We start from the raw sequence: 22,650 nt of genomic DNA, 5'->3' as shown, positions 1-22,650 counted from the left end.
GTACTTGCACTTGTTGAAGCTGATGTACTTGCTGATGTACTTGCGCTTGTTGAAGCTGATGTACTTGCTGAAGTACTTGCGCTTGTTGAAGCCGACGTACTTGCTGATGTACTTGCGCTTGTTGAGGCTGAAGTGCTTGCTGAAGTGCTTGCGCTTGTTGAAGCTGATGTACTTGCTGATGTACTTGCGCTTGTTGAAGCCGACGTACTTGCTGATGTACTTGCACTTGTTGAAGCTGACGTGCTGGCGCTTGTTGAAGCTGATGTACTTGCTGACGTACTTGCGCTTGTTGAGGCTGAAGTGCTTGCACTTGTTGAGGCTGACGTACTTGCTGAGGTACTTGCGCTCGTCGAAGCTGACGTACTTGCTGAAGTACTTGCACTTGTTGAAGCTGATGTGCTTGCTGACGTACTTGCGCTTGTTGAAGCCGATGTACTTGCTGACGTACTTGCACTTGTTGAGGCTGACGTGCTAGCTGAAGTGCTTGCTGAAGTACTTGCGCTTGTTGAGGCTGACGTACTTGCTGAAGTACTTGCGCTTGTTGAAGCCGATGTGCTTGCTGAAGTACTTGCCGATGTACTTGCTGAAGTACTTGCTGAAGTACTTGCTGACGTACTTGCTGATGTACTTGCGCTTGTTGAAGCCGACGTACTTGCACTTGTTGAGGCTGACGTACTTGCTGAGGTACTTGCGCTTGTCGAAGCTGATGTACTTGCACTTGTTGAAGCTGAGGTACTTGCACTTGTTGAAGCTGATGTGCTTGCTGACGTACTTGCACTTGTTGAAGCCGACGTACTTGCACTTGTTGAAGCCGACGTACTTGCTGATGTACTTGCACTTGTTGAAGCTGAGGTACTTGCTGACGTACTTGCGCTTGTTGAAGCTGAGGTACTTGCTGAGGTACTTGCACTTGTTGAGGCTGACGTACTTGCTGAGGTACTTGCACTTGTCGAAGCTGATGTACTTGCACTTGTTGAAGCTGATGTGCTTGCTGAAGTACTTGCGCTTGTTGAAGCCGACGTACTTGCTGAGGTACTTGCACTTGTTGAAGCTGAGGTACTTGCTGACGTACTTGCGCTTGTCGAAGCTGAGGTACTTGCACTTGTTGAAGCCGACGTACTTGCACTTGTTGAGGCTGACGTGCTTGCTGAAGTGCTTGCTGAAGTACTTGCGCTTGTTGAGGCTGACGTACTTGCTGAAGTACTTGCGCTTGTTGAAGCCGATGTACTTGCTGACGTACTTGCGCTTGTTGAGGCCGACGTACTTGCTGACGTACTTGCGCTTGTTGAAGCCGATGTACTTGCTGACGTACTTGCACTTGTTGAGGCTGACGTGCTAGCTGAAGTGCTTGCTGAAGTACTTGCGCTTGTTGAAGCCGATGTACTTGCTGACGTACTTGCTGAGGTACTTGCACTTGTTGAAGCCGATGTACTTGCTGACGTACTTGCGCTTGTTGAAGCTGATGTACTTGCTGACGTACTTGCGCTTGTTGAGGCTGAAGTGCTTGCACTTGTTGAGGCTGACGTACTTGCTGAGGTACTTGCGCTCGTCGAAGCTGACGTACTTGCTGAAGTACTTGCACTTGTTGAAGCTGAGGTGCTTGCTGACGTACTTGCGCTTGTTGAGGCCGAGGTGCTTGCTGACGTACTTGCACTTGTTGAAGCCGACGTACTTGCGCTCGTCGAAGCTGATGTGCTTGCTGACGTACTTGCGCTTGTTGAAGCTGAGGTACTTGCGCTCGTTGAAGCCGATGTACTTGCACTTGTTGAGGCTGACGTACTTGCTGAGGTACTTGCGCTCGTCGAAGCTGACGTACTTGCTGAAGTACTTGCGCTTGTCGAAGCTGATGTACTTGCACTTGTTGAAGCTGATGTGCTTGCTGACGTACTTGCACTTGTTGAAGCCGACGTACTTGCTGACGTACTTGCGCTTGTTGAAGCCGACGTACTTGCTGATGTACTTGCACTTGTTGAAGCTGAGGTACTTGCTGACGTACTTGCGCTTGTTGAAGCTGAGGTACTTGCTGAGGTACTTGCGCTTGTTGAAGCCGACGTACTTGCACTTGTTGAGGCTGACGTACTTGCTGAGGTACTTGCGCTTGTCGAAGCTGATGTACTTGCACTTGTTGAAGCTGAGGTACTTGCACTTGTTGAAGCTGATGTGCTTGCTGACGTACTTGCACTTGTTGAAGCCGACGTACTTGCACTTGTTGAAGCCGACGTACTTGCTGATGTACTTGCACTTGTTGAAGCTGAGGTACTTGCTGACGTACTTGCGCTTGTTGAAGCTGAGGTACTTGCTGAGGTACTTGCACTTGTTGAGGCTGACGTACTTGCTGAGGTACTTGCACTTGTCGAAGCTGATGTACTTGCACTTGTTGAAGCTGATGTGCTTGCTGAAGTACTTGCGCTTGTTGAAGCCGACGTACTTGCACTTGTTGAGGCTGACGTGCTAGCTGAAGTGCTTGCTGAAGTACTTGCGCTTGTTGAGGCTGACGTACTTGCTGAAGTACTTGCGCTTGTTGAAGCCGATGTACTTGCTGACGTACTTGCGCTTGTTGAGGCCGACGTACTTGCTGAAGTACTTGCACTTGTTGAAGCTGACGTGCTGGCGCTTGTTGAAGCTGATGTACTTGCTGACGTACTTGCGCTCGTTGAAGCTGATGTACTTGCTGACGTACTTGCACTTGTTGAAGCTGATGTACTTGCTGAGGTACTTGCGCTCGTCGAAGCTGACGTACTTGCTGAAGTACTTGCGCTTGTCGAAGCTGATGTACTTGCACTTGTTGAAGCTGAGGTGCTTGCTGACGTACTTGCACTTGTTGAAGCCGACGTACTTGCTGACGTACTTGCGCTTGTTGAAGCCGACGTACTTGCTGATGTACTTGCACTTGTTGAAGCTGACGTACTTGCTGACGTACTTGCGCTTGTTGAAGCTGAGGTACTTGCTGAGGTACTTGCACTTGTTGAGGCTGACGTACTTGCACTTGTTGAAGCCGACGTACTTGCTGAGGTACTTGCGCTCGTTGAAGCCGATGTACTTGCTGAGGTACTTGCGCTCGTCGAAGCTGATGTGCTTGCTGACGTACTTGCGCTTGTTGAAGCTGATGTACTTGCTGACGTACTTGCGCTTGTCGAAGCTGACGTACTTGCACTTGTTGAAGCCGACGTACTTGCTGATGTACTTGCGCTTGTTGAAGCCGACGTACTTGCTGACGTACTTGCGCTTGTTGAAGCTGAGGTACTTGCTGATGTACTTGCGCTTGTTGAGGCTGAAGTGCTTGCTGACGTACTTGCACTTGTTGAGGCTGATACTGACGCACTCGTTGACGCTGATTCTGAAGCGCTTGTGCTTGCTGATTTCGATCTATAGTCCGAGTCAGATAAGTCTGGTTTTACTGTATTCTTTGTACCATCCTTATAAGTAATGGTCACAGTACCATCATTTGATATTTCATAGCCTTGTATACGGTTTGCATCTTGTGGATTAGACCTCTTCACCGCTGCAAGAATCTTTTGTTTATCATCTTCTGATGGAGTTGTCGTATTACTTACTTGAACTGTCGCTGGCACTTTACCTGGGAATTTTTCACTTAATTTCCCTTGTACAATTTTAAATGTAGTGTCTCTATTTTCATTTTCAGAAAGGTCTTTTGTACGAATCTCACGTGACCAAATATTTCCTGGTTCATATCTTTGATTTGCGTTGTATGTACCTTCAATTGTCAACGTAGCTGGCTTCGTAGAAGTAGCCTCTCTCGAATCTCCAGTGATATTGGTAATCTTTCCATTAGAATTATGATTAGTATCTGTCATGTTAGTTGTGACAGTCCTACCATCCCATACTTCTAGATTACGAATCTTACCACTGTTATCCGTAGTTTTCACAACAAATCGATATTCATCCCCAGCGTAAAGTTCATATCCACTAGCAGTACGTCCGTTTTCGTCATTAGCATCATTACGAACAGCTTTCTTAGGTTGATCAACCCATTTGTCCCCATCCTTAACTTGAAGAACAACTTCTACATTTGGTTTTTCAGTTTCCTTAGTAATTGTCTTAGAAGTTGTGGCAGAAGTTAGAGTCTCAGTTCCTCCAGCAGGAGTCGTTACAACCTTCTCTTGTTTAACCGTTACATCGCCTGTAGGCAACAAGCCATTATTGGTATCAGTAACCCGTTTCAAATCAGACGGTCCAAATGTCACACTTGTTCCTGTTGCTTGTTTTGGAATTGTCTGACCATCAATCGTCAACGTAACCACTGCTCCTGGAGTTACATTCGTTACTACAATTGAACGATTTGGCAAACCACCCTTTTCAGTAACTGAATCAGCTGCTATTTCAGGTGCTTGTGGATTTACTCTCACAGTAACAGGGACATTTTGTTTAACTCTGACACCTGTTGAGTCTGCAGGTAACTCTACCTCCACTTGTTTGGTAAATGTTCCAACTGTCGTAAGTGACGGCGCACCACCAACCCACTTGTAATTAGTGTTTGTTGCGTTAAAGTCTGGATTTCCTTCTAATCTCGTAACCGCTTCTTTAGGATTTGCTACAGCTTGTTTATAACCAGCTTCATCCGTCTTGTTTTGTGTGAAAACGTAAGAACGTTCTGATCCAAATTTATAAACATCATGAACAACATCAACGGTCTTACTTAGTTTAGTAGTATCGCCAGCACCCGTACGACCAACAGGATAAGTAAAGGTGACTTGATAAATTTGTCGACCTGTTTTCGCTGTGCTAATCGGTGAATTTGCAACAGGCTGCCCATTTTTTCTCCAAGTTTGACTAGCTCCACTTGGGTAATCATCGTTTCCTTGCTTATTCACATAATCATGCCATAAGGTGCCGTTATGAGGATTTGTACCTTGAATATCATTCACAGGTCCCTTAGGGGCAATCGTAGCTAAAACCTTATAGTTGACCGTTACATCATCGGTTGAACCATCCGAATACGTAACACGCGCAACAGCGCTCTTTGTCCCAGTAGTCGAATTGTTAATCGTATTCGTCCAACTAACTGTCGCACCCGCAGGCAGAGCTTTTCCACCTTCAAGTTGAACAAAGTTAGCTGCATTTCCCAAATCCGCTGCTGTTTCACCCGCATAAGTATATACGGTATCTACTTTAGCCACGGCATTATACTTATCCGTTTGATCCTTAACAACAAACTTGATATAACCTTCGTTATTATCAGTTTTATTTGATGTATTCTGGTTATCCGTAGTTACGAGCTTACGTTCAGTAAAATCACCTTTTCTCAAGCTTTTATCCAAAGTACCTGTCAAGGTAATCGTAGCATTGGCTTGGTTTGTCGTAGAAGTGATGGTATTAGAACGTGTTACCCCAGTGAAACCGCCATAGTTAGCAGCAGTTCCATTACCAGCGCCATCATCGCTTCCATCAGGTCTAGTCAACTTCAATGAATTGATTTTTCCAGAGTCATCCGTCGCTTTTAGGGTAATATTAACCGGTTCGTTGCGATATAAATAGATTTCTTTGGTATTCGGATTGTCATAAGGAATAACTAACTTAGGACGTTCGTTAATTGTTACAGATGGTGGAATCGGTTCGCTACGTGTACCATCTTTATAGACAATAGTCGCTTCTCCATTATTTGCTACTTCAACTCTATCAATACGGTATGCTTTTTGATTATTTTTAGCATAAATAGCAGCCGTTACAGCATCCTTCTCATCCTTTGTTAGATTATTCTTATCTACTACAGGCGTAAACTCAGGATTTTTTATTGTAAATTCTGATTCATACTTGTAACGCTCATTCAAAGCACGTTGCTTAATAAAGAAGTTTCCTGTACTGTTGTCTCCCGGAATCGTAACATTCCCTGCTTTATCTGTTGCTACTGCATTACGACGCCATTCATTTTTAGGAGCATAAGTCAAATCATCTTTCATATGCCCAGTTGCAGTTATGACTGCCGGATTAGACTCAGTCGCAACGAGATTCCCATTTGGATCTGATAGAGAAGTAGCTGTCCCAGTCCCGTAACTATTATCTCCAAAGATGTTTTGAGCCATTTCTGACGCTGGTCTATAACCATCAGCCTGTGCTACAAGTTTAAACTCCCTCAGTTTTCCCTTATTATCTACGGCTTTCATTTCAAAACCGATATCATCACCTGCATAGTAATAGTAATATTTATCTCCTGCTATACCTCCTGTTTCTGCAGCTAGAGGTTTACCATTACGGGTCGCAGTAACGGTTATTACTGGAGGTATTTTTTCCTTCTCTAAAGAAGCATTGATTGTGCTTGATGTACCATCACGATAAGTAACTGTAATGGTGCCATCAGTATCAACTTCAATTTTCGACTTAGTTCCAGGATATGATAAAGTCAACTTCCCATTTTCAGCATAAGATAAATTTGATTGTGTACCAGCTTTTACTACATCTTGATTAGACAATAAATCATTTTTATTGGCCTCATTGTGGATAAAGTTATTATATACTTCCTTCACTTCATCTGGTGTCAAATGGTCCAAATCAGAAACCTGAACAGTATCTCCACTTTGAACATTATGACGCTCATTGAAACCTTTGATGGTGTAGGTAAGAGTAGTCTCAGATGATCTACCACCCCAATCTGATGCACCAATACGATAGCTATAGGTTTTTCCTACTACAGCGGATGCCTCACCGTTACCTACAGTACCTGATATACCCGTTCCAATATCTTTAATTTCCTTTGTTTGATTTAACCATGGGCTTCCAGTACTAGGAACGTAAGGATTATATCTCGGATTGGGTCGATTTATTTCTTGTCCCATCAATTGTCCGCCATAAGTGACTCCGGGAATGGCATCCTGCTTGATAATTCCATATTGGCGGATACTAGCTCCATTTTTTAAAATAGGAAGCTCATGAACGAAATAATCATCATTATAAACATCAAAATGAGTTCCATTATTATTCTGGATAATTGGACCTGATTTACTCACAGAAGGTGGTGGTGTCGGTTTTGTTTCATTATAGCCAGTTGGAACACTTGCCGATTGAACTGCCGATCCATTCCCTGGAGTATTTTCATAAATAGGAGCAGAACTTACTTGAACCTGCATATTGGCAGTCGCAGTCGGAACATTATTATCGTATTTAACTCTTACTACAACTTGTCCCTCTAAATTCCGGTTTTGGCCATGACGATAACTATAACCTGCCTCTAAACCATGTGCATATGTTTTTTCCATTGAACTACCGTTAAAGGTCGCACTTTGGACATGTCCACCTTTACCGACTTCGATTTTTACACCGACATGACTCAAGGCACTATCAGCATGGACATTCATGGTGTATGTCGCGATTCCAGTAGCCTTATCAAAAGTAGCAGTTGGACCACTTACATTCATGCGGCCATCTCCCTGCTGAGGAGCCCAACTTGCTCTTAGAGAAGCATCACGCAACATGGCTTTTCCATTACGAGCATCACGCGCGCCTGAATTGGCTCTCAAAACGGCATTAACAATGGAATTACGAGCTAAGGTTGCTTTTTGCACCACTGCTGTCAAATCACTAGTTGGATCAGCCAAGGCCTTTTCAATTTCAGTTACCGCAGCGTTGACCTTAGTGATAGCCGAGTCAGTATTTGGTAAGCCAACAGCTTTAGCTAGATACTCACCCATCTCAGCTGAAAGTTTTGTCAACTTCTTACGATTGTCATCTTGTTGCTTAGCTGAAACTTCTGCTGTTGCGACAGCACCAGCAGTAACTCCTACGATACTAGTCGTGGTAGAAGTTGATTGAGCAGCGCTCGCACTAACCTTCCCATCAATTTCAGTTGCCTTTAGTAGAGCAGAATCAATTTTAAGGCCAGTTGATTCTTTTGATACAGAAGCATCTCGGTCAGTTGCTGGCGCAGAAGTGCTCTGTTCACCCGATAAACTAGCCACCAACGAGAAACTACCCGGCTCACTTGTTGTTTGACTAATACTAGTAGAGCTGCTGACAGATGCACTATTCGAAGTACTTGCTGAGGCACTGGCAGAAGTACTCGTCGAAGCACTGGCTGACGAACTCTTAGATACAGATTCTGACATCGAAGTGCTTTCGCTCAAAGAAGTAGACAAGCTAGCAGAATTCTCTGAATTACTTACAGATGTCGTACCCAAAACTACTGTATCATTTGTAACCAAAAGATCTGGATTTTCCAGTGTTTTTTCCACGGCTACTGTTTCATTTGCAAATACTTTTGTTTGAGTAGCAACAGTACCACCTAAAACAGCCCCTGTGGCAGCAATCCCCTTGATAATATCCAGACCTGTAATAGAAGGATTCACTTTATCCTCTACTACTTCTGTCATGACTTGAGTCGTGTCTACACCACCGCGCAAGACCTTGAACAAACCAAAAAGAGAGGTTGAAGCTCGCAACCAATGTTTCCCTGATTTGATCAACTTATACCGCGTTACTCGGTCGGTTTCTCTATACTCACCTTTCTGACGTCTAAAAAACATGTTTCACTCCTTCGTTCTTACTCAAAAGCAGGCAATTCACCCAATTTTAATCGTGCTTTAATAGTATATCGCAAGCGCAAACGATAGTCAAGATATTATATTGTTTTTTCAAAAAAAATATAAGGTTTCAAATCTATTTATATATGGAAAAGTCATCTCTATAATAGGAACCCCTCAAAAAAAAATCAAACCTATTTTAACATTCCCTTCTTTTAAATTCATACTATAAAAATAAAACTATAATAGAGGAAATTAAGACAATCATTCCCCTCTTTTATTGATATTATTAATTGAGTTTGGAACAAAAAGATTTTGATTTTAGGAATTCTTTATTATAAATTTTTAAAATCGATAGATTAGACAAAAAAGCGAACAAAATAGAATTCTAAGTGTCAGATAACTTATTTTGTTCGCTTTTTATATTTAAGGTTAGACTTTTGTCCCAGACTCAAAAGCTGTGAATCATGACATCCACAGCAGTTAGAGATTTTAACGATACAACACGGAGTTTGGCAAATCGATTCTATTTGCAAAACGTAGTTAGTAAGGCAGTTAGCTAGACCGCTCACTACCAGTTACGACGTAAAGTTTTACGAATCAATATCATTCGCGGACTTTTCCTAGCGAAGCGTTTAGGTAGACCGCCATAGCGGTTTACAATTTTTACATTACGACACGAAGAGGCGAAAACGATTATTTTTCGCCGATGAGTTAGTAAGGCAGTTAGCTAGTTCGCCAAATAGCGGCTAGCGTCCAACGATTAGGAACTTCAGTTCCAATTGTTGGTACTGAGTCACATCTTTTCTTCCAACTCTACATCTGGATACTTGTCCGCAAACCAGCGTAGGGCAAAGTCATTTTCAAAGAGGAAGACTGGTTGGTCGAAACGGTCTTTAGCCAAGATATTTCGGCTTGATGACATCCGTTCATCCAAATCCTCAGGCTTGATCCAACGAACGGTTTTTTTACCCATTGGGCTCATGACCACTTCCGCATTATACTCGCCTTCCATACGGTGCTTAAAGACTTCAAACTGGAGTTGACCAACAGCTCCCAGCATGTACTCGCCTGTTTGGTAATTCTTATAAAGCTGAATAGCACCTTCTTGCACCAATTGCTCGATTCCCTTGTGGAAAGATTTTTGCTTCATGACATTCTTAGCAGATACTTTCATGAAAATTTCAGGTGTAAAGGTTGGCAGTGGTTCAAATTCAAATTTATTTTTCCCAACTGTCAAGGTATCTCCAACTTGATAAGTACCTGTATCGTAAACACCGATAATATCACCTGCTACAGCATTAGTCACATTCTCACGACTTTCCGCCATAAACTGGGTAACATTAGACAGTTTAGCACCCTTACCAGTACGAGGTAGATTGACACTCATCCCGCGCTCAAATTCACCCGATACGATACGGACAAAGGCGATGCGGTCGCGGTGTCGAGGGTCCATGTTGGCTTGGATTTTAAAGACAAGTCCTGAGAAATCCTTGTCATAAGGATCCACAATTTCTCCATCTGTTTTCTTGTGCCCATGTGGTTCTGGAGCAAACTTAAGGAAAGTCTCAAGGAAGGTCTGCACACCAAAGTTAGTAAGGGCTGAACCGAAGAAGACAGGTGTCAATTCTCCAGCCAGAATAGCTTCCTCTGAGAATTCATTTCCAGCTTCATTTAAAAGCTCAATATCATCCTTGACTTGCTGGTAGAAAGGATTACTACCAAAAAGCTTGTCCCCATCTTCAAGACTAGCAAAACGCTCATCCCCTTTATAGAGCTCCAAGCGTTGGTTATAGAGGTCATACAATCCTTCGAAGGCTTTCCCCATCCCGATTGGCCAGTTCATCGGGTAGCTAGCAATGCCCAAGACTTCTTCCAACTCTTGCAAGAGGTCTAGTGGCTCACGTCCGTCACGGTCCAGCTTGTTCATAAAGGTAAAGACCGGAATTCCACGGTGTTTGACAACTTCAAATAATTTCTTGGTTTGGGCCTCGATACCCTTGGCAGAATCCACGACCATGACCGCAGCATCCACCGCCATCAAGGTACGATAGGTATCTTCTGAGAAGTCCTCGTGCCCTGGTGTGTCGAGGATATTCACGCGCTTACCATCGTAGTCAAACTGCATCACAGATGAAGTAACCGAAATCCCACGTTGCTTCTCGATATCCATCCAGTCAGACTTGGCAAAAGTCCCTGTTTTCTTTCCTTTTACGGTACCAGCCTCACGAATCTCACCCCCAAAGTAGAGCAACTGCTCAGTGATGGTTGTTTTCCCCGCGTCCGGGTGGGAGATGATGGCAAAGGTACGACGTTTCTTAATTTCTTCTTGAATATTCATAAGTTCTCTTTCTTTGATTCTCTATTTTTCTTGTTTCAATAGCTAAGAATGATTTCTACATTGGATTTTACCATTCCTTTCAACACTCCATTATATCGGATTTTGAGGAGTTTTTCAATTGCTCATCCGATGAAAAAAGTAAGCTAGAGCACTGATTTCACCTGTCTTCTCTTTTTCCACCGTTTTTTGAATAAGATATCAAAAAGAACCAGAGCCAGTAAAAGGATGACAGACACAAGTAGGTACTTTAGCCACAGGGGGGCATCAGGAATAAAAGGTGTCTTATTTAACAAGCCATAATTCCCACCAGTCACCTGATTAACCCCAACTAGAAAGAGATTGAGGATAAAGGTATAGGCTACAATCATATATTTCTTGAGTAGGCTCTTGTCATAGTGATTCATCAAGTAGACCAAGGAATTCACTAAAAGTGCATAGTGCCCAATCAAAAATGAAAAACTAGTGATATGGGGGAAGTCATAGGGGTCAAAAACTGGGTAAACCAGTGCAAAGACAGCTCCACTTGCTCCTAAGAGGGCAAAGTACTGCTTGCTTTTCCATTTATCAGGCAAGAAAACCACAGCAAACATAGCTAAACGGCAATGATAAAATGGTAGACTATTAGAAAAGGGAATCCCAAAACCAACATACCAACTATAAAGTGCTAGCAACTGGAGGATCTGAATCCCCTTAAACAAGTATACAAATTTCGGATTCTTGTGATAAGCAAGTGCCCCATAAATACAAAGCACTAAGACAAGCATCATACCCCCATACCAAAAAAGCGAAATGGGAGGAGGGACCGTCTGAGATCTGGTGATAAATTGATGAAACATGTTACTATCCTAACTCTTATTTTTCTTTTTTCTAGTTTAACCATTATAGCGGATTAAAAACGATTTTTCAATTTCTATTTTATATCAGACACTGCTAAAGTAGAACAATTCCCCTTGCAATTTTTAAAATAAATGTTACAATGAATATAGAAAAAAGGTGTTGCGTCAACAACACCCTACAGAGCCGTTTAAGACGGTGGCTGTAATTACATAACTAAAAAATAGCTCGTTAACTCGCCAAAGTTAGGACGGCTATTTTTTTGTCTCTTTTACCAATTCAAGGATGAACTTCAGGAGCGTGATAACAAAGTTACCAGCTACAAACATGAGTGTCAAAACCTCAAAAGGGAGGCAAATCTGGTTACTACTTTCCACTAATACTCTTCGAAAATCAAATTCAAACTGCGTCAGCTTCGCCTTGCCGTACTAAAGTACAGTCTGCGGCTAGCTTCCTAGTTTGCTCTTTGATTTTCATTGAGTATAAGATTTTACAGGTTCTGCACATAAGCATCACCATCCTTTCGATTTCGTAACCACCGTCTTCACTTCTCTGTTAAACCATTGTACCATATATTTTCCCCTTTGAAATCCGCTTTTCAAATAAATCATCATCAAAACCCGTTCTCCATCCTATACCTGTCTTTTTTCATCTTTCCCTCCCTTATTTATAGGAAAATATGGTAAAATAGAACAGACTAAAAATCATCATTTCACGAAAGGATGCAAGATGAAAATTACGCAAGAAGAGGTAACACACGTTGCCAATCTTTCAAAATTAAGATTCTCTGAAGAAGAAACTGCCGCCTTTGCAACGACCTTGTCTAAGATTGTTGACATGGTTGAATTGCTGGGCGAAGTTGACACAACTGGTGTCGCACCTACTACAACCATGGCTGACCGCAAGACTGTACTTCGCCCTGATGTGGCCGAAGAAGGAACAGACCGCGATCGCTTGTTTAAAAACGTACCTGAAAAAGACAACTACTATATCAAGGTACCAGCTATCCTAGACGATGGAGGAGATGCCTAATGACTTTCAACAATAAAACCATTGAAGACTTGCACAATCTCCTTGTCTCTAAGGAAATTTCTGCAACTGAATTAACACAAGCTACACTTGAAGATATCAAGTCTCGCGAGACAGCTATCAACGCTTTTGTTACCATCGCTGAGGAGCAAGCCCTTGCGCAAGCTAAGGCTATTGATGAAGCTGGAATTGACGCTGATAATGTCCTTTCAGGAATTCCACTTGCAGTTAAAGACAATATCTCTACTGATGGTATTCTCACAACTGCTGCTTCAAAAATGCTCTACAACTATGAGCCTATCTTTGATGCGACAGCCGTTGCCAATGCAAAAGCGAAAGGCATGATTGTCGTCGGGAAAACTAACATGGACGAATTTGCCATGGGTGGTTCAGGTGAAACTTCACACTATGGTGCGACTAAAAACGCTTGGGATCAAAACAAGGTTCCTGGTGGTTCATCAAGTGGTTCTGCCGCAGCTGTAGCCTCAGGACAAGTTCGCTTGTCACTTGGTTCTGATACTGGTGGTTCTATCCGACAACCAGCTTCCTTCAACGGGATTGTTGGTCTCAAACCAACCTACGGAACAGTTTCACGTTTCGGTCTCATTGCCTTTGGTAGCTCACTAGACCAGATTGGACCTTTTGCTCCTACTGTTAAGGAAAACGCCCTCTTGCTCAATGCTATTGCCAGCGAAGATGCTAAAGACTCTACTTCTGCCCCTGTCCGCATTGCCGACTTTACTTCTAAAATCGGCCAAGACATCAAGGGTATGAAAATCGCTTTGCCTAAGGAATACCTCGGTGAAGGGATTGACCCAGAGGTTAAGGAAACCATTCTGAATGCTGCTAAGCACTTTGAAAAACTTGGTGCCATCGTTGAAGAAGTCAGCCTGCCTCACTCTAAATACGGGGTTGCCGTCTACTACATCATCGCTTCATCTGAAGCTTCATCAAACTTGCAACGTTTTGATGGTATCCGTTACGGCTACCGCGCAGAAGATGCGACTAATCTTGATGAAATCTATGTAAACAGCCGTAGCCAAGGTTTTGGTGAAGAAGTGAAACGTCGTATCATGCTAGGTACTTTCAGTCTTTCATCAGGTTACTACGATGCCTACTACAAGAAAGCTGGTCAGGTTCGTACACTTATCATTCAAGATTTCGAAAAAGTCTTTGCGGATTACGACTTGATTTTGGGACCAACTGCTCCAAGTGTTGCCTATGACTTGGATTCTCTCAACCACGACCCAGTTGCCATGTACTTGGCTGACCTCTTGACCATACCAGTCAACTTGGCAGGTCTTCCAGGGATTTCGATTCCTGCTGGATTCTCTCAAGGTCTACCTGTTGGTCTGCAATTGATTGGTCCTAAGTACTCTGAGGAAACCATTTACCAAGCTGCTGCTGCCTTTGAAGCAACAACAGACTACCACAAACAACAACCCGTGATTTTTGGAGGTGATAACTAATGAACTTTGAAACAGTCATTGGACTTGAAGTCCACGTAGAGCTCAACACCAATTCAAAAATCTTCTCACCTACTTCTGCCCACTTCGGAAATGACCAAAATGCCAACACTAACGTGATTGACTGGTCTTTCCCAGGAGTTCTGCCAGTTCTCAATAAAGGTGTTGTTGATGCCGGTATCAAAGCTGCTCTTGCCCTCAATATGGACATCCACAAAAAGATGCACTTTGACCGCAAGAATTACTTCTATCCTGATAATCCCAAAGCCTACCAAATTTCTCAGTTTGATGAACCAATCGGCTACAACGGTTGGATTGAAGTCGAGCTAGAAGACGGTACGACTAAGAAAATCGGTATCGAACGTGCCCACCTAGAGGAAGACGCTGGTAAAAACACCCACGGTACAGATGGCTACTCTTACGTTGACCTCAACCGCCAAGGGGTGCCATTAATTGAGATTGTATCTGAAGCTGACATGCGTTCTCCTGAAGAAGCCTATGCTTATCTAACAGCCCTCAAGGAAGTTATCCAGTACGCTGGTATTTCTGACGTTAAGATGGAAGAAGGTTCTATGCGTGTGGATGCCAATATCTCTCTTCGTCCGTATGGTCAAGAAAAATTCGGCACCAAGACTGAGTTGAAGAACCTCAACTCCTTCTCAAATGTTCGCAAAGGTCTTGAATACGAAGTTCAACGTCAAGCTGAAATCCTTCGCTCAGGTGGTCAAATCCGCCAAGAAACACGTCGTTACGATGAGGCTAACAAGGCAACCATCCTCATGCGTGTCAAGGAAGGGGCTGCAGACTACCGCTACTTCCCAGAGCCAGACCTACCAATCTTTGAAATCTCAGACGAGTGGATTGAGGAAATGCGAACTGAGTTGCCAGAGTTTCCAAAAGAACGCCGTGCGCGTTATGTATCTGACCTTGGCTTGTCAGACTACGATGCCAGCCAGTTGACGGCAAACAAAGTCACTTCTGACTTCTTTGAAAAAGCTGTTGCCCTTGGCGGTGACGCTAAGCAAGTTTCTAACTGGCTCCAAGGTGAAGTCGCTCAGTTCTTGAACGCTGAAGGCAAAACACTAGAACAAATCGAATTGACACCAGAAAACTTGGTAGAAATGATTGCCATCATCGAAGACGGCACGATCTCGTCTAAGATTGCCAAGAAAGTCTTTGTCCACCTGGCTAAAAATGGCGGTGGTGCGCGTGAATACGTAGAAAAAGCAGGTATGGTTCAAATCTCAGATCCTGAGATCTTGATTCCAATCATCCATCAAGTATTTGCTGATAATGAAGCAGCCGTTGTCGACTTCAAGTCAGGCAAACGCAACGCAGACAAGGCCTTCACAGGCTTCCTCATGAAAGCAACCAAAGGCCAAGCCAACCCACAAGTCGCCCTTAAACTCCTTGCACAGGAATTAGCGAAGTTGAAAGAAGATTAATATGTAACAGAAACCAGCCCTGAGGTTGGTTTTTTCTTGACAAATAAATAGAAAGCGTTTACAATGTTACATGTAAAGTTTCCAAAAAAGAAAACTAAAAATCGCAACAATAAGGAGTTATTTATATGGCTACAATGAAAGCTGCTCGCTGGCATGCAGCGAAAGATGTTCGTATTCAAGAAGTAGAAATTCCTGAAGTACTTCCGCACCAAGTAAAAGTTGCAGTTAAGTTCACAGGAATTTGTGGTACTGACCTTCACGAATTTTTAGATGGCCCTATCTTTATCCCAACAGATGAGCACGTCTATTCTGGTCAAAAAGCACCGGTAACACTGGGACATGAATTTTCTGGTGAAATTGTAGAAGTCGGAAGCGATGTTACTCGTGTTAAAGTTGGTGATCGTGTTGCTGTAGAACCAATTCTAGCTAAGAATAACTTAGTTGGTAATTATAATTTGGATCCAAACCTTAATTTTGTCGGTTTAGCTGCAGACGGTGGATTTGCCAAATATTGTGTTTTAGACGGCGACTTAGTACATGTCATTCCAGATAGCTTAAGCTATGAGCAAGCTGCTCTCACTGAGCCAGCTGCTGTTGCAGTTTATGCAGTTCGTCAATCAGCACTAAAAGCTGGTGATACTGCTGCTGTCTTTGGCTTAGGTCCGATTGGTCTCTTAATTGTAGAAGCCCTTCGTGCAGCGGGTGCTTCTAAGATTTATGCTGTTGAACTATCACCTGAACGTCAAGCAAAAGCTGAAGAGTTAGGAGCTATCGTTGTCCGTCCGGAAGAAGGTGAAACAGCTGTTGAAGCTATTCATCGTTTAACAAACGGTGGTGTAGATGTTTCTTATGAAGTAACGGGTGTGCCAGTAGTTTTAGGACAAGCCTTAGCTGCCGTACATAAAGCAGGTGAGTGCATGGTGGTCTCTATCTGGGAACGAGAAGCAAATATTAATCCGAATGAATTTGCAATCCAAGAAAAGACACTAAAAGGAATCATTGCTTATCGTCATATCTTCCCTAAAGTATTAGAATTGATGGAACAAGGCTACTTCTCTGCTGAAAAATTAGTTACTAAGAAAATTAAATTGGAAAATATCGTCGAAGAAGGCTTTATCGAATTAACTCAAGATAAGTCACAAATTAAAATTTTGGTAGAACCAGAATAAAAATCAATCTTTTTAAGACAATACTAACAGGTCGGAGTAAGCTTACTTCGGCCTTTTGAAATATAATACTCTTCGAAAATCTCTTCAAACCACGTCAGCTTCCATCTGCAACCTCAAAACAGTGTTTTGAGCAACCTGCGGCTAGCTTCCTAGTTTGCTCTTTGATTTCCATTGAGTATGAGAAAAAATATAGTGGATACTCTTTAACATTAACCACTCCACCTGACTAGGCAATATTCTTTTTCTCCCCTACCAAATCCCAATAACTATTTTGGCTTTATTTCCAGAAGATTTTATGGTAAAATGAAGAGTAATAATATTTATTAAAGAGGTAAAAACATGATTGAAGCAAGCAAATTGAAAGCTGGTATGACATTTGAAACTGCAGACGGAAAATTAATCCGCGTTTTGGAAGCTAGCCACCACAAACCAGGTAAAGGGAACACAATCATGCGTATGAAATTGCGTGATGTCCGTACTGGTTCTACTTTTGACACAAGCTACCGTCCAGAAGAAAAATTCGAACAAGCTATTATCGAAACTGTTCCAGCTCAATACTTGTACAAAATGGATGAAACTGCCTACTTCATGAACACTGAAACTTACGACCAATACGAAATTCCAGTCGTAAACGTTGAAAATGAATTGCTTTACATCCTTGAAAACTCTGATGTGAAAATCCAATTCTACGGAACTGAAGTAATCGGTGTAACGGTACCAACTACTGTTGAATTGACAGTTGCTGAAACACAACCATCTATCAAAGGCGCTACTGTTACAGGTTCTGGTAAACCAGCGACTATGGAAACTGGACTTGTTGTCAACGTTCCTGACTTCATCGAAGCTGGACAAAAATTGATCATCAACACTGCAGAAGGAACTTACGTTTCTCGTGCCTAATCTCTAGAAAGAGGTCATTCTATGGGAATTGAAGAACAATTTGGCGAAATCGTTATCGCTCCACGTGTACTTGAAAAAATCATTGCCATCGCAACTGCTAAAGTTGATGGTGTCCACTCATTTTCAAATAAATCCGTATCTGATACCCTATCAAAACTCTCTCTTGGTCGTGGCGTCTACTTAAAAGAAAGCAACGAAGAACTAACTGCTGACATCTACCTCTATCTTGAGTACGGTGTGAAAGTACCAAAAGTTGCTCTTGCTATTCAAAAAGCAGTCAAAGATGCTGTTCGTGATATGGCTGATGTGGAACTTTCTGCTGTCAACATCCATGTTGCAGGAATCGTTCCAGATAAAACACCAAAACCTGAGTTGAAAGATCTATTTAACGAGGACTTCCTCAATGACTAGTCCATTATTAGAATCTAGACGCGAACTTCGTAAATGCGCTTTTCAAGCTCTTATGAGCCTTGAATTCGGCACAGATATGGAAACAGCTTGTCACTTTGCCTACACGCATGACCGTGAAGATGCAGATGTGCAAATCCCTGCCTTTCTTCTAAACTTGGTTTCTGGCGTTCAAGCACAAAAAGACGAGTTAGATAAACAAATCAACCAGCACCTCAAGTCAGGCTGGACAGTTGAACGCTTGACCTTGGTCGAAAAAAATTTACTACGCTTGGGTATCTTTGAAATCACATCATTTGATACACCTCAGCTGGTAGCAGTCAATGAAGCCATTGAACTTGCTAAGAATTTTTCAGATCAAAAATCAGCCCGCTTTATCAACGGACTGCTTAGTCAATTTGTAACTGAAGAATAGTAAATAGAAAAAGTGTTTGACAGACATCAAACACTTTTTTCATTGCCTCCCATTATCTTAAAAAGTGGTAATAGACATAATTATAAACAAAAATCCAGAGGGGGGTTGCATGGTTGAGAAAGTTAAAAAAACTATGGCAGAGAATCGTTAATCTAAGATTATCGGTAGAACGATAAACAAGGGCGAAAAAGAGACCAATCACACTATAATATAATAAACTAATCGGGTCTCGATGAGATAGTATCAAATGACTGAGTCCAAAGATCAGGCCTGATAGGATGACATCTAAATAATACTTTGACTTAGGAAAGAAGGTATTCATAAAATACCCTCTATCAAGAGTCTCCTCAAAAATAGGACCGATGATTACAGGCAGGACAAAAGATAAGATAGTCGATAAAAACGTTGGTTGTCCATTTGAAAGAACAACGGTAAAATACTCATCATGAATATTCCTATGATTAATCAAATGAGCATAGCGTGCCCAAAAATTACCGAGAATCTGATAAACCACATAACCTGAAAATAAGTAAAAGACAAATGACCAGTTCCATCTCTTTTCCTCAAAGATAAAGAGCATCTCTTTCTTTTTTAACCACCAAATTAATAGAAGGAAACTTCCTACTAATCCCATTGTTAAAATAAGAGAATAGACATCAGCGCCTAACCCTAAAATTATCGTCACATACAATCCAATTGTTTGTGGTAAATAGGTAGATAGTAAAATAATAAGCAAAAATATGCCAAATTGTCTTAGTTTCTCTATGTTTCTCATCATACTTTTTTTGAAAGATTATCCTGCTCGGAAGCCATACTTCCAAGCATTCCTATAAGAATTAAGCGCCCCTTGCCCCATATAAGGAGCAAAGTCTCTATAATATAACCATCTTCCCTCACCATCTTCCCAAACAGCAAAACCACCTGAAGTTTTCTCTAAGTCCTCATTTGAAAGAACTGTAAATGCTTCTGTACCTGTCATTGCAAGTACCTCCTTAAAATAAATTTTTGTAAGGTTACATCTACAGTATAGATCATTTTTGTCTATTTTATTAGTCTTCTCCTCAACTGTCAATTTTTCGGCCTAAAGTGCATTTTTCTAAAAAAATGAGACTTTTCTGGTCTCATTTAGTCATTTTTAGTATTTTCTAAATCGTTGATAACGCTCTTCCAACAACTCTTCTAACGATTTTTGTGAAAGTCTAGCTAGCTCAGCTTGAAGTTCTTTTTTAACATTCTTAATCAGTTCTTTACTAGAAAGTCCTGCTTCAGAAATCACCTTGTCCACCACGTCCATTTCTAACAGTTCGTGTGAAGTGATTTTCATCAGTTCTGCTGCTTCCATGGCACGACTGCCATCCTTCCATAGAATGGAAGCAAAGCCTTCTGGGCTGAGAATGGCATAGATAGAATTTTCCAGCATCCAGACACGGTCCGCAACGGCTAGAGCCAGAGCTCCACCTGAACCACCTTCACCTATAATGATGGCGATAATCGGAACTTTCAGGTCACTCATTTCCATGAGATTGCGAGCAATAGCTTCTCCCTGTCCACGTTCTTCCGCTCCCACACCAGGATAGGCACCTGCAGTATTGATAAAGGTCACAACTGGACGACCAAACTTTTCAGCCTGTTTCATCAAACGTAGGGCCTTGCGGTAGCCTTCTGGATGCGGTTGTCCAAAATTCCGTTTGAGGTTATCTTGTAAACTCTTGCCTTTTTGGATACCAACCACTGTTACAGCTTGGTCTCCAAGCCATCCGATACCACCAACAACTGCACCATCATCTCGAAAAGAACGGTCACCGTGTAATTGGATAAAGTCATCAAAAATGCCTGTCGCAAAGTCCAAGGTTGTCAAGCGACTCTGCTCACGCGCTTCTCTGACTATTTTTGCAATATTCATCTAGGACACCCTCCATGCAATCTGACTAGGCTAGCAATCGTATCTGGTAAGTCTCTTCTTTTGACAATAGCATCCACAAAGCCATGTTCCAATAGGAATTCTGCCTTCTGGAAATCCTCAGGTAAGCTTTCACGAACCGTGTTTTCAATCACACGACGCCCAGCAAAACCAACCAAACTTTGTGGTTCAGCTAGAATGATATCGCCTTCCATAGCGAAGGAAGCTGTTACACCACCTGTCGTTGGATCTGTCAAAATGGTCAGATAAAAGAGACCAGCATTTGAATGCCGTTTAACTGCTGCAGAAATCTTGGCCATCTGCATGAGACTCATTATTCCTTCCTGCATACGGGCTCCACCAGAGGCTGTGAAGAGAACAACTGGCAACTGTTCAACAGTCGCATACTCAAACAAGCGAGTGATTTTTTCACCTACAACCGTACCCATAGAAGCCATGATAAAGTTGGAATCCATAATCCCAAGAGCCACAGTCTGGCCTTTTATAAGAGCTGTTCCTGTCACAACGGCTTCATCCAGACCTGTTTTTTCACGCATAGTTGCTAGTTTCTTTTGATAACCAGGGAAATGCAAGGGATCCTTGCTCTCAATCCCTGTAAACAATTCCTTGAAGGTTCCCATATCAATCGTCAAAGCCAAGCGTTCTTGGGCAGAAATACGAAAGGTATAGCTACAATATGGGCAGATACGCTCACTTCCCAGATCCTTCTGATAAATGGTATGCTTACAGCCTGGACACTGGGAGAATAATTCATCTGGAACCTCTGGCTTGGCTTGAGGTTTTTCCCTAACCGAACGATTGGGATTGATTCGAATATACTTATCTTTTTTACTAAATAGAGCCATTGATTCCCCTTTTCGGTTTAAACTCTTGAAGTCATTTTATTCTTTTTCTTGATATTTGGGTAAGAAGGTTTCCATCAAGAAGGAAGTATCGTAATCTCCAGCAATGACATTGCGATCTGAAATGAGGTCAAGCTGGAAATCTGCATTGGTCTGCACCCCTTCAATCTCTAATTCATAGAGGGCACGTTGCATTTTCATCAAGGCATCAAAACGATTTTCACCGTGAACGATGATTTTAGCAATCATACTATCATAATAAGGTGGAATGGTATAGCCTGGATAAACTGCTGAATCCACGCGCAAGCCAACTCCACCACTTGGCAGATAGAGATTAGTAATCTTACCTGGACTTGGAGCAAAGTTAAAGGCTGGATTTTCTGCATTGATACGACACTCGATAGCATGCCCTCTTAGAACAATATCTTCTTGCTTAACAGATAAAGGCTGACCTGCCGCAATGCGAATCTGTTCCTTAACGATATCCACACCTGAAACAAACTCTGTTACTGGATGCTCTACCTGAACACGTGTATTCATTTCCATGAAATAGAAATTGCCACTTGCTTCATCAAGCAGAAACTCAATGGTCCCTGCATTCTCATAGCCAACAGACTCTGCAGCTCGAACAGCAGCAGAACCAATTTCATTGCGTAGCGTTTTGCCAATTGCAATCGAAGGACTTTCTTCTAAAACCTTTTGGTTATTCCGTTGAAGAGAACAATCCCGTTCCCCCAAGTGAATCACATGTCCGTGTTCATCTCCTAGGATTTGAACCTCGATGTGACGAGCTGGATAGATAACCCGTTCAATGTACATGGCACCATTGCCATAATTGGCCTTGGCTTCACTAGATGCTGTTTCAAAGGCTGAAACAAGATCTTCTGGTTTTTCAACCTTACGAATCCCTTTACCACCTCCACCTGCTGAAGCCTTGAGCATAACAGGATAGCCAATTTTTTCAGCAACAATCAAAGCTTCTTCAGAGTTATGCACTTCTCCATCCGAACCTGGAATGACAGGCACGCCTGCTTTGATCATCTGAGCACGCGCATTGATTTTATCCCCCATCATATCCATGACATGACCAGATGGACCGATAAACTTGATACCAACTTCTTCACACATGGTTGCAAATTTGGAATTTTCACTGAGAAATCCAAAACCAGGGTGAATGGCTTCTGCCTCAGTCAAGACTGCAGCTGATAGAACAGCATTGATATTAAGATAAGACTCTGTAGCCTTACCAGGACCGATACAAACCGCCTCATCTGCCAAAAGCGTATGAAGGGCTTCCTTATCGGCAGTTGAATAGACCGCTACCGTCGCAATCCCCAATTCACGTGCCGCACGGATAATGCGAACCGCAATTTCACCACGATTGGCAATTAAAATTTTTCGAAACATGG

Annotated in this window: 18 protein-coding genes and 3 pseudogenes; 10 read left to right on the top strand and 11 right to left on the bottom strand. The window is 42.4% G+C overall.

All coding sequences use genetic code 11. The features are described 5' to 3' along the window. Nucleotides 1-3,372, top strand: a 3,372-nt coding sequence (locus B7692_RS11490) for a hypothetical protein (RefSeq protein WP_419991796.1), incomplete at its 5' end; no start/stop codon positions are given. Between the two features lie 20 nt (nt 3,373-3,392). On the opposite strand, the pseudogene B7692_RS11485 reads toward B7692_RS11490, so the two are convergent. Continuing rightward, a pseudogene (locus B7692_RS11485) lies at nt 3,393-4,151 on the bottom strand (sialoglycan-binding domain-containing protein); the annotation flags it as partial. Here B7692_RS11485 and B7692_RS11480 point away from each other — a divergent pair. After that, nucleotides 4,069-4,239: a hypothetical protein gene (locus B7692_RS11480; protein ID WP_158086603.1), complete on the top strand. Its 171-nt coding sequence runs from the start codon at nt 4,069-4,071 to the stop codon at nt 4,237-4,239. The pseudogene B7692_RS11485 and the gene B7692_RS11480 overlap by 83 nt on opposite strands. A 686-nt stretch (nt 4,240-4,925) precedes the next feature. On the opposite strand, the pseudogene B7692_RS11585 reads toward B7692_RS11480, so the two are convergent. Then, nucleotides 4,926-6,791 (bottom strand): annotated as a pseudogene (locus B7692_RS11585) (sialoglycan-binding domain-containing protein); the annotation flags it as partial. Between the two features lie 634 nt (nt 6,792-7,425). Between B7692_RS11585 and B7692_RS11195 the strand changes: the two are divergent. Continuing rightward, on the top strand, nt 7,426-7,764 hold the full coding sequence (locus tag B7692_RS11195) for a hypothetical protein (protein WP_084929930.1): 339 nt from the start codon (nt 7,426-7,428) through the stop codon (nt 7,762-7,764). Between the two features lie 467 nt (nt 7,765-8,231). On the opposite strand, the pseudogene B7692_RS11385 reads toward B7692_RS11195, so the two are convergent. From B7692_RS11385 to B7692_RS11185, 4 genes and pseudogenes are all read right to left on the bottom strand, one after another. Further along, a pseudogene (locus tag B7692_RS11385) lies at nt 8,232-8,474 on the bottom strand (accessory Sec-dependent serine-rich glycoprotein adhesin); the annotation flags it as partial. A gap of 793 nt (nt 8,475-9,267) precedes the next feature. Beyond that, on the bottom strand, nt 9,268-10,812 hold the full coding sequence (locus B7692_RS03615) for a peptide chain release factor 3 (RefSeq protein WP_084929929.1): 1,545 nt from the start codon (nt 10,810-10,812) through the stop codon (nt 9,268-9,270). A gap of 143 nt (nt 10,813-10,955) precedes the next feature. Continuing rightward, complete coding sequence (locus B7692_RS03610; RefSeq protein WP_084929928.1) at nt 10,956-11,648, bottom strand: YwaF family protein; 693 nt, start codon at nt 11,646-11,648, stop codon at nt 10,956-10,958. 252 nt (nt 11,649-11,900) lie between these two features. After that, nucleotides 11,901-11,975: a hypothetical protein gene (locus B7692_RS11185; RefSeq protein ID WP_232610068.1), complete on the bottom strand. Its 75-nt coding sequence runs from the start codon at nt 11,973-11,975 to the stop codon at nt 11,901-11,903. A gap of 400 nt (nt 11,976-12,375) precedes the next feature. Between B7692_RS11185 and gatC the strand changes: the two genes are divergently transcribed. From gatC to nusB, 7 genes are all read left to right on the top strand, one after another. Continuing rightward, nucleotides 12,376-12,678 (top strand): Asp-tRNA(Asn)/Glu-tRNA(Gln) amidotransferase subunit GatC, encoded by a 303-nt coding sequence (gatC, locus tag B7692_RS03600; protein ID WP_000705419.1) that lies wholly within the window; start codon nt 12,376-12,378, stop codon nt 12,676-12,678. After that, on the top strand, nt 12,678-14,144 hold the full coding sequence (gene gatA, locus B7692_RS03595) for an Asp-tRNA(Asn)/Glu-tRNA(Gln) amidotransferase subunit GatA (protein ID WP_084929926.1): 1,467 nt from the start codon (nt 12,678-12,680) through the stop codon (nt 14,142-14,144). The genes gatC and gatA overlap by 1 nt, the downstream gene beginning before the upstream one ends. Next, nucleotides 14,144-15,586, top strand: coding sequence for an Asp-tRNA(Asn)/Glu-tRNA(Gln) amidotransferase subunit GatB (gene gatB / locus B7692_RS03590; RefSeq protein WP_084929925.1), 1,443 nt, complete (start codon nt 14,144-14,146; stop codon nt 15,584-15,586). The genes gatA and gatB overlap by 1 nt, the downstream gene beginning before the upstream one ends. Nucleotides 15,587-15,711: 125 nt before the next feature. Next, a complete protein-coding gene (locus B7692_RS03585; RefSeq protein ID WP_084929924.1) occupies nt 15,712-16,755 on the top strand; it encodes a 2,3-butanediol dehydrogenase in 1,044 nt (347 codons plus the stop codon). Nucleotides 16,756-17,094: 339 nt separating this feature from the next. Then, complete coding sequence (efp, locus tag B7692_RS03575) at nt 17,095-17,655, top strand: elongation factor P (RefSeq protein WP_000568643.1); 561 nt, start codon at nt 17,095-17,097, stop codon at nt 17,653-17,655. 21 nt (nt 17,656-17,676) lie between these two features. Continuing rightward, nucleotides 17,677-18,066: an Asp23/Gls24 family envelope stress response protein gene (locus tag B7692_RS03570; protein WP_020902992.1), complete on the top strand. Its 390-nt coding sequence runs from the start codon at nt 17,677-17,679 to the stop codon at nt 18,064-18,066. Further along, nucleotides 18,059-18,478 (top strand): transcription antitermination factor NusB, encoded by a 420-nt coding sequence (nusB, locus tag B7692_RS03565; RefSeq protein WP_000203637.1) that lies wholly within the window; start codon nt 18,059-18,061, stop codon nt 18,476-18,478. Before B7692_RS03570 ends, nusB begins: the two co-directional genes overlap by 8 nt. Nucleotides 18,479-18,530: 52 nt before the next feature. Here the strand turns inward: nusB and B7692_RS03560 are convergent, their stop codons facing one another. From B7692_RS03560 to accC, 5 genes are all read right to left on the bottom strand, one after another. After that, complete coding sequence (locus B7692_RS03560; RefSeq protein ID WP_004234086.1) at nt 18,531-19,253, bottom strand: CPBP family intramembrane glutamic endopeptidase; 723 nt, start codon at nt 19,251-19,253, stop codon at nt 18,531-18,533. Between the two features lie 18 nt (nt 19,254-19,271). Beyond that, nucleotides 19,272-19,457, bottom strand: a complete 186-nt coding sequence (gene briC, locus B7692_RS03555) for a biofilm-regulating peptide BriC (RefSeq protein ID WP_084929931.1) — start codon at nt 19,455-19,457, stop codon at nt 19,272-19,274. 156 nt (nt 19,458-19,613) lie between these two features. Next, the gene (locus tag B7692_RS03550; RefSeq protein ID WP_084929923.1) at nt 19,614-20,381 is read right to left on the bottom strand and encodes an acetyl-CoA carboxylase carboxyl transferase subunit alpha; all 768 of its coding nucleotides are present in this window, start codon (nt 20,379-20,381) and stop codon (nt 19,614-19,616) included. Next, complete coding sequence (gene accD, locus B7692_RS03545; protein WP_084929922.1) at nt 20,378-21,244, bottom strand: acetyl-CoA carboxylase, carboxyltransferase subunit beta; 867 nt, start codon at nt 21,242-21,244, stop codon at nt 20,378-20,380. Before accD ends, B7692_RS03550 begins: the two co-directional genes overlap by 4 nt. Before the next feature lie 36 nt (nt 21,245-21,280). Then, nucleotides 21,281-22,648: an acetyl-CoA carboxylase biotin carboxylase subunit gene (accC, locus tag B7692_RS03540; RefSeq protein WP_084929921.1), complete on the bottom strand. Its 1,368-nt coding sequence runs from the start codon at nt 22,646-22,648 to the stop codon at nt 21,281-21,283. Between the last annotated feature and the right edge of the window lie 2 nt (nt 22,649-22,650).

This window comes from Streptococcus mitis (assembly GCF_002096925.1).
Taxonomy (GTDB): domain Bacteria; phylum Bacillota; class Bacilli; order Lactobacillales; family Streptococcaceae; genus Streptococcus; species Streptococcus mitis_AF.
Note: the sequence above shows the minus strand (reverse complement) of the source record. Positions and strands in the feature narration are given on the sequence as shown.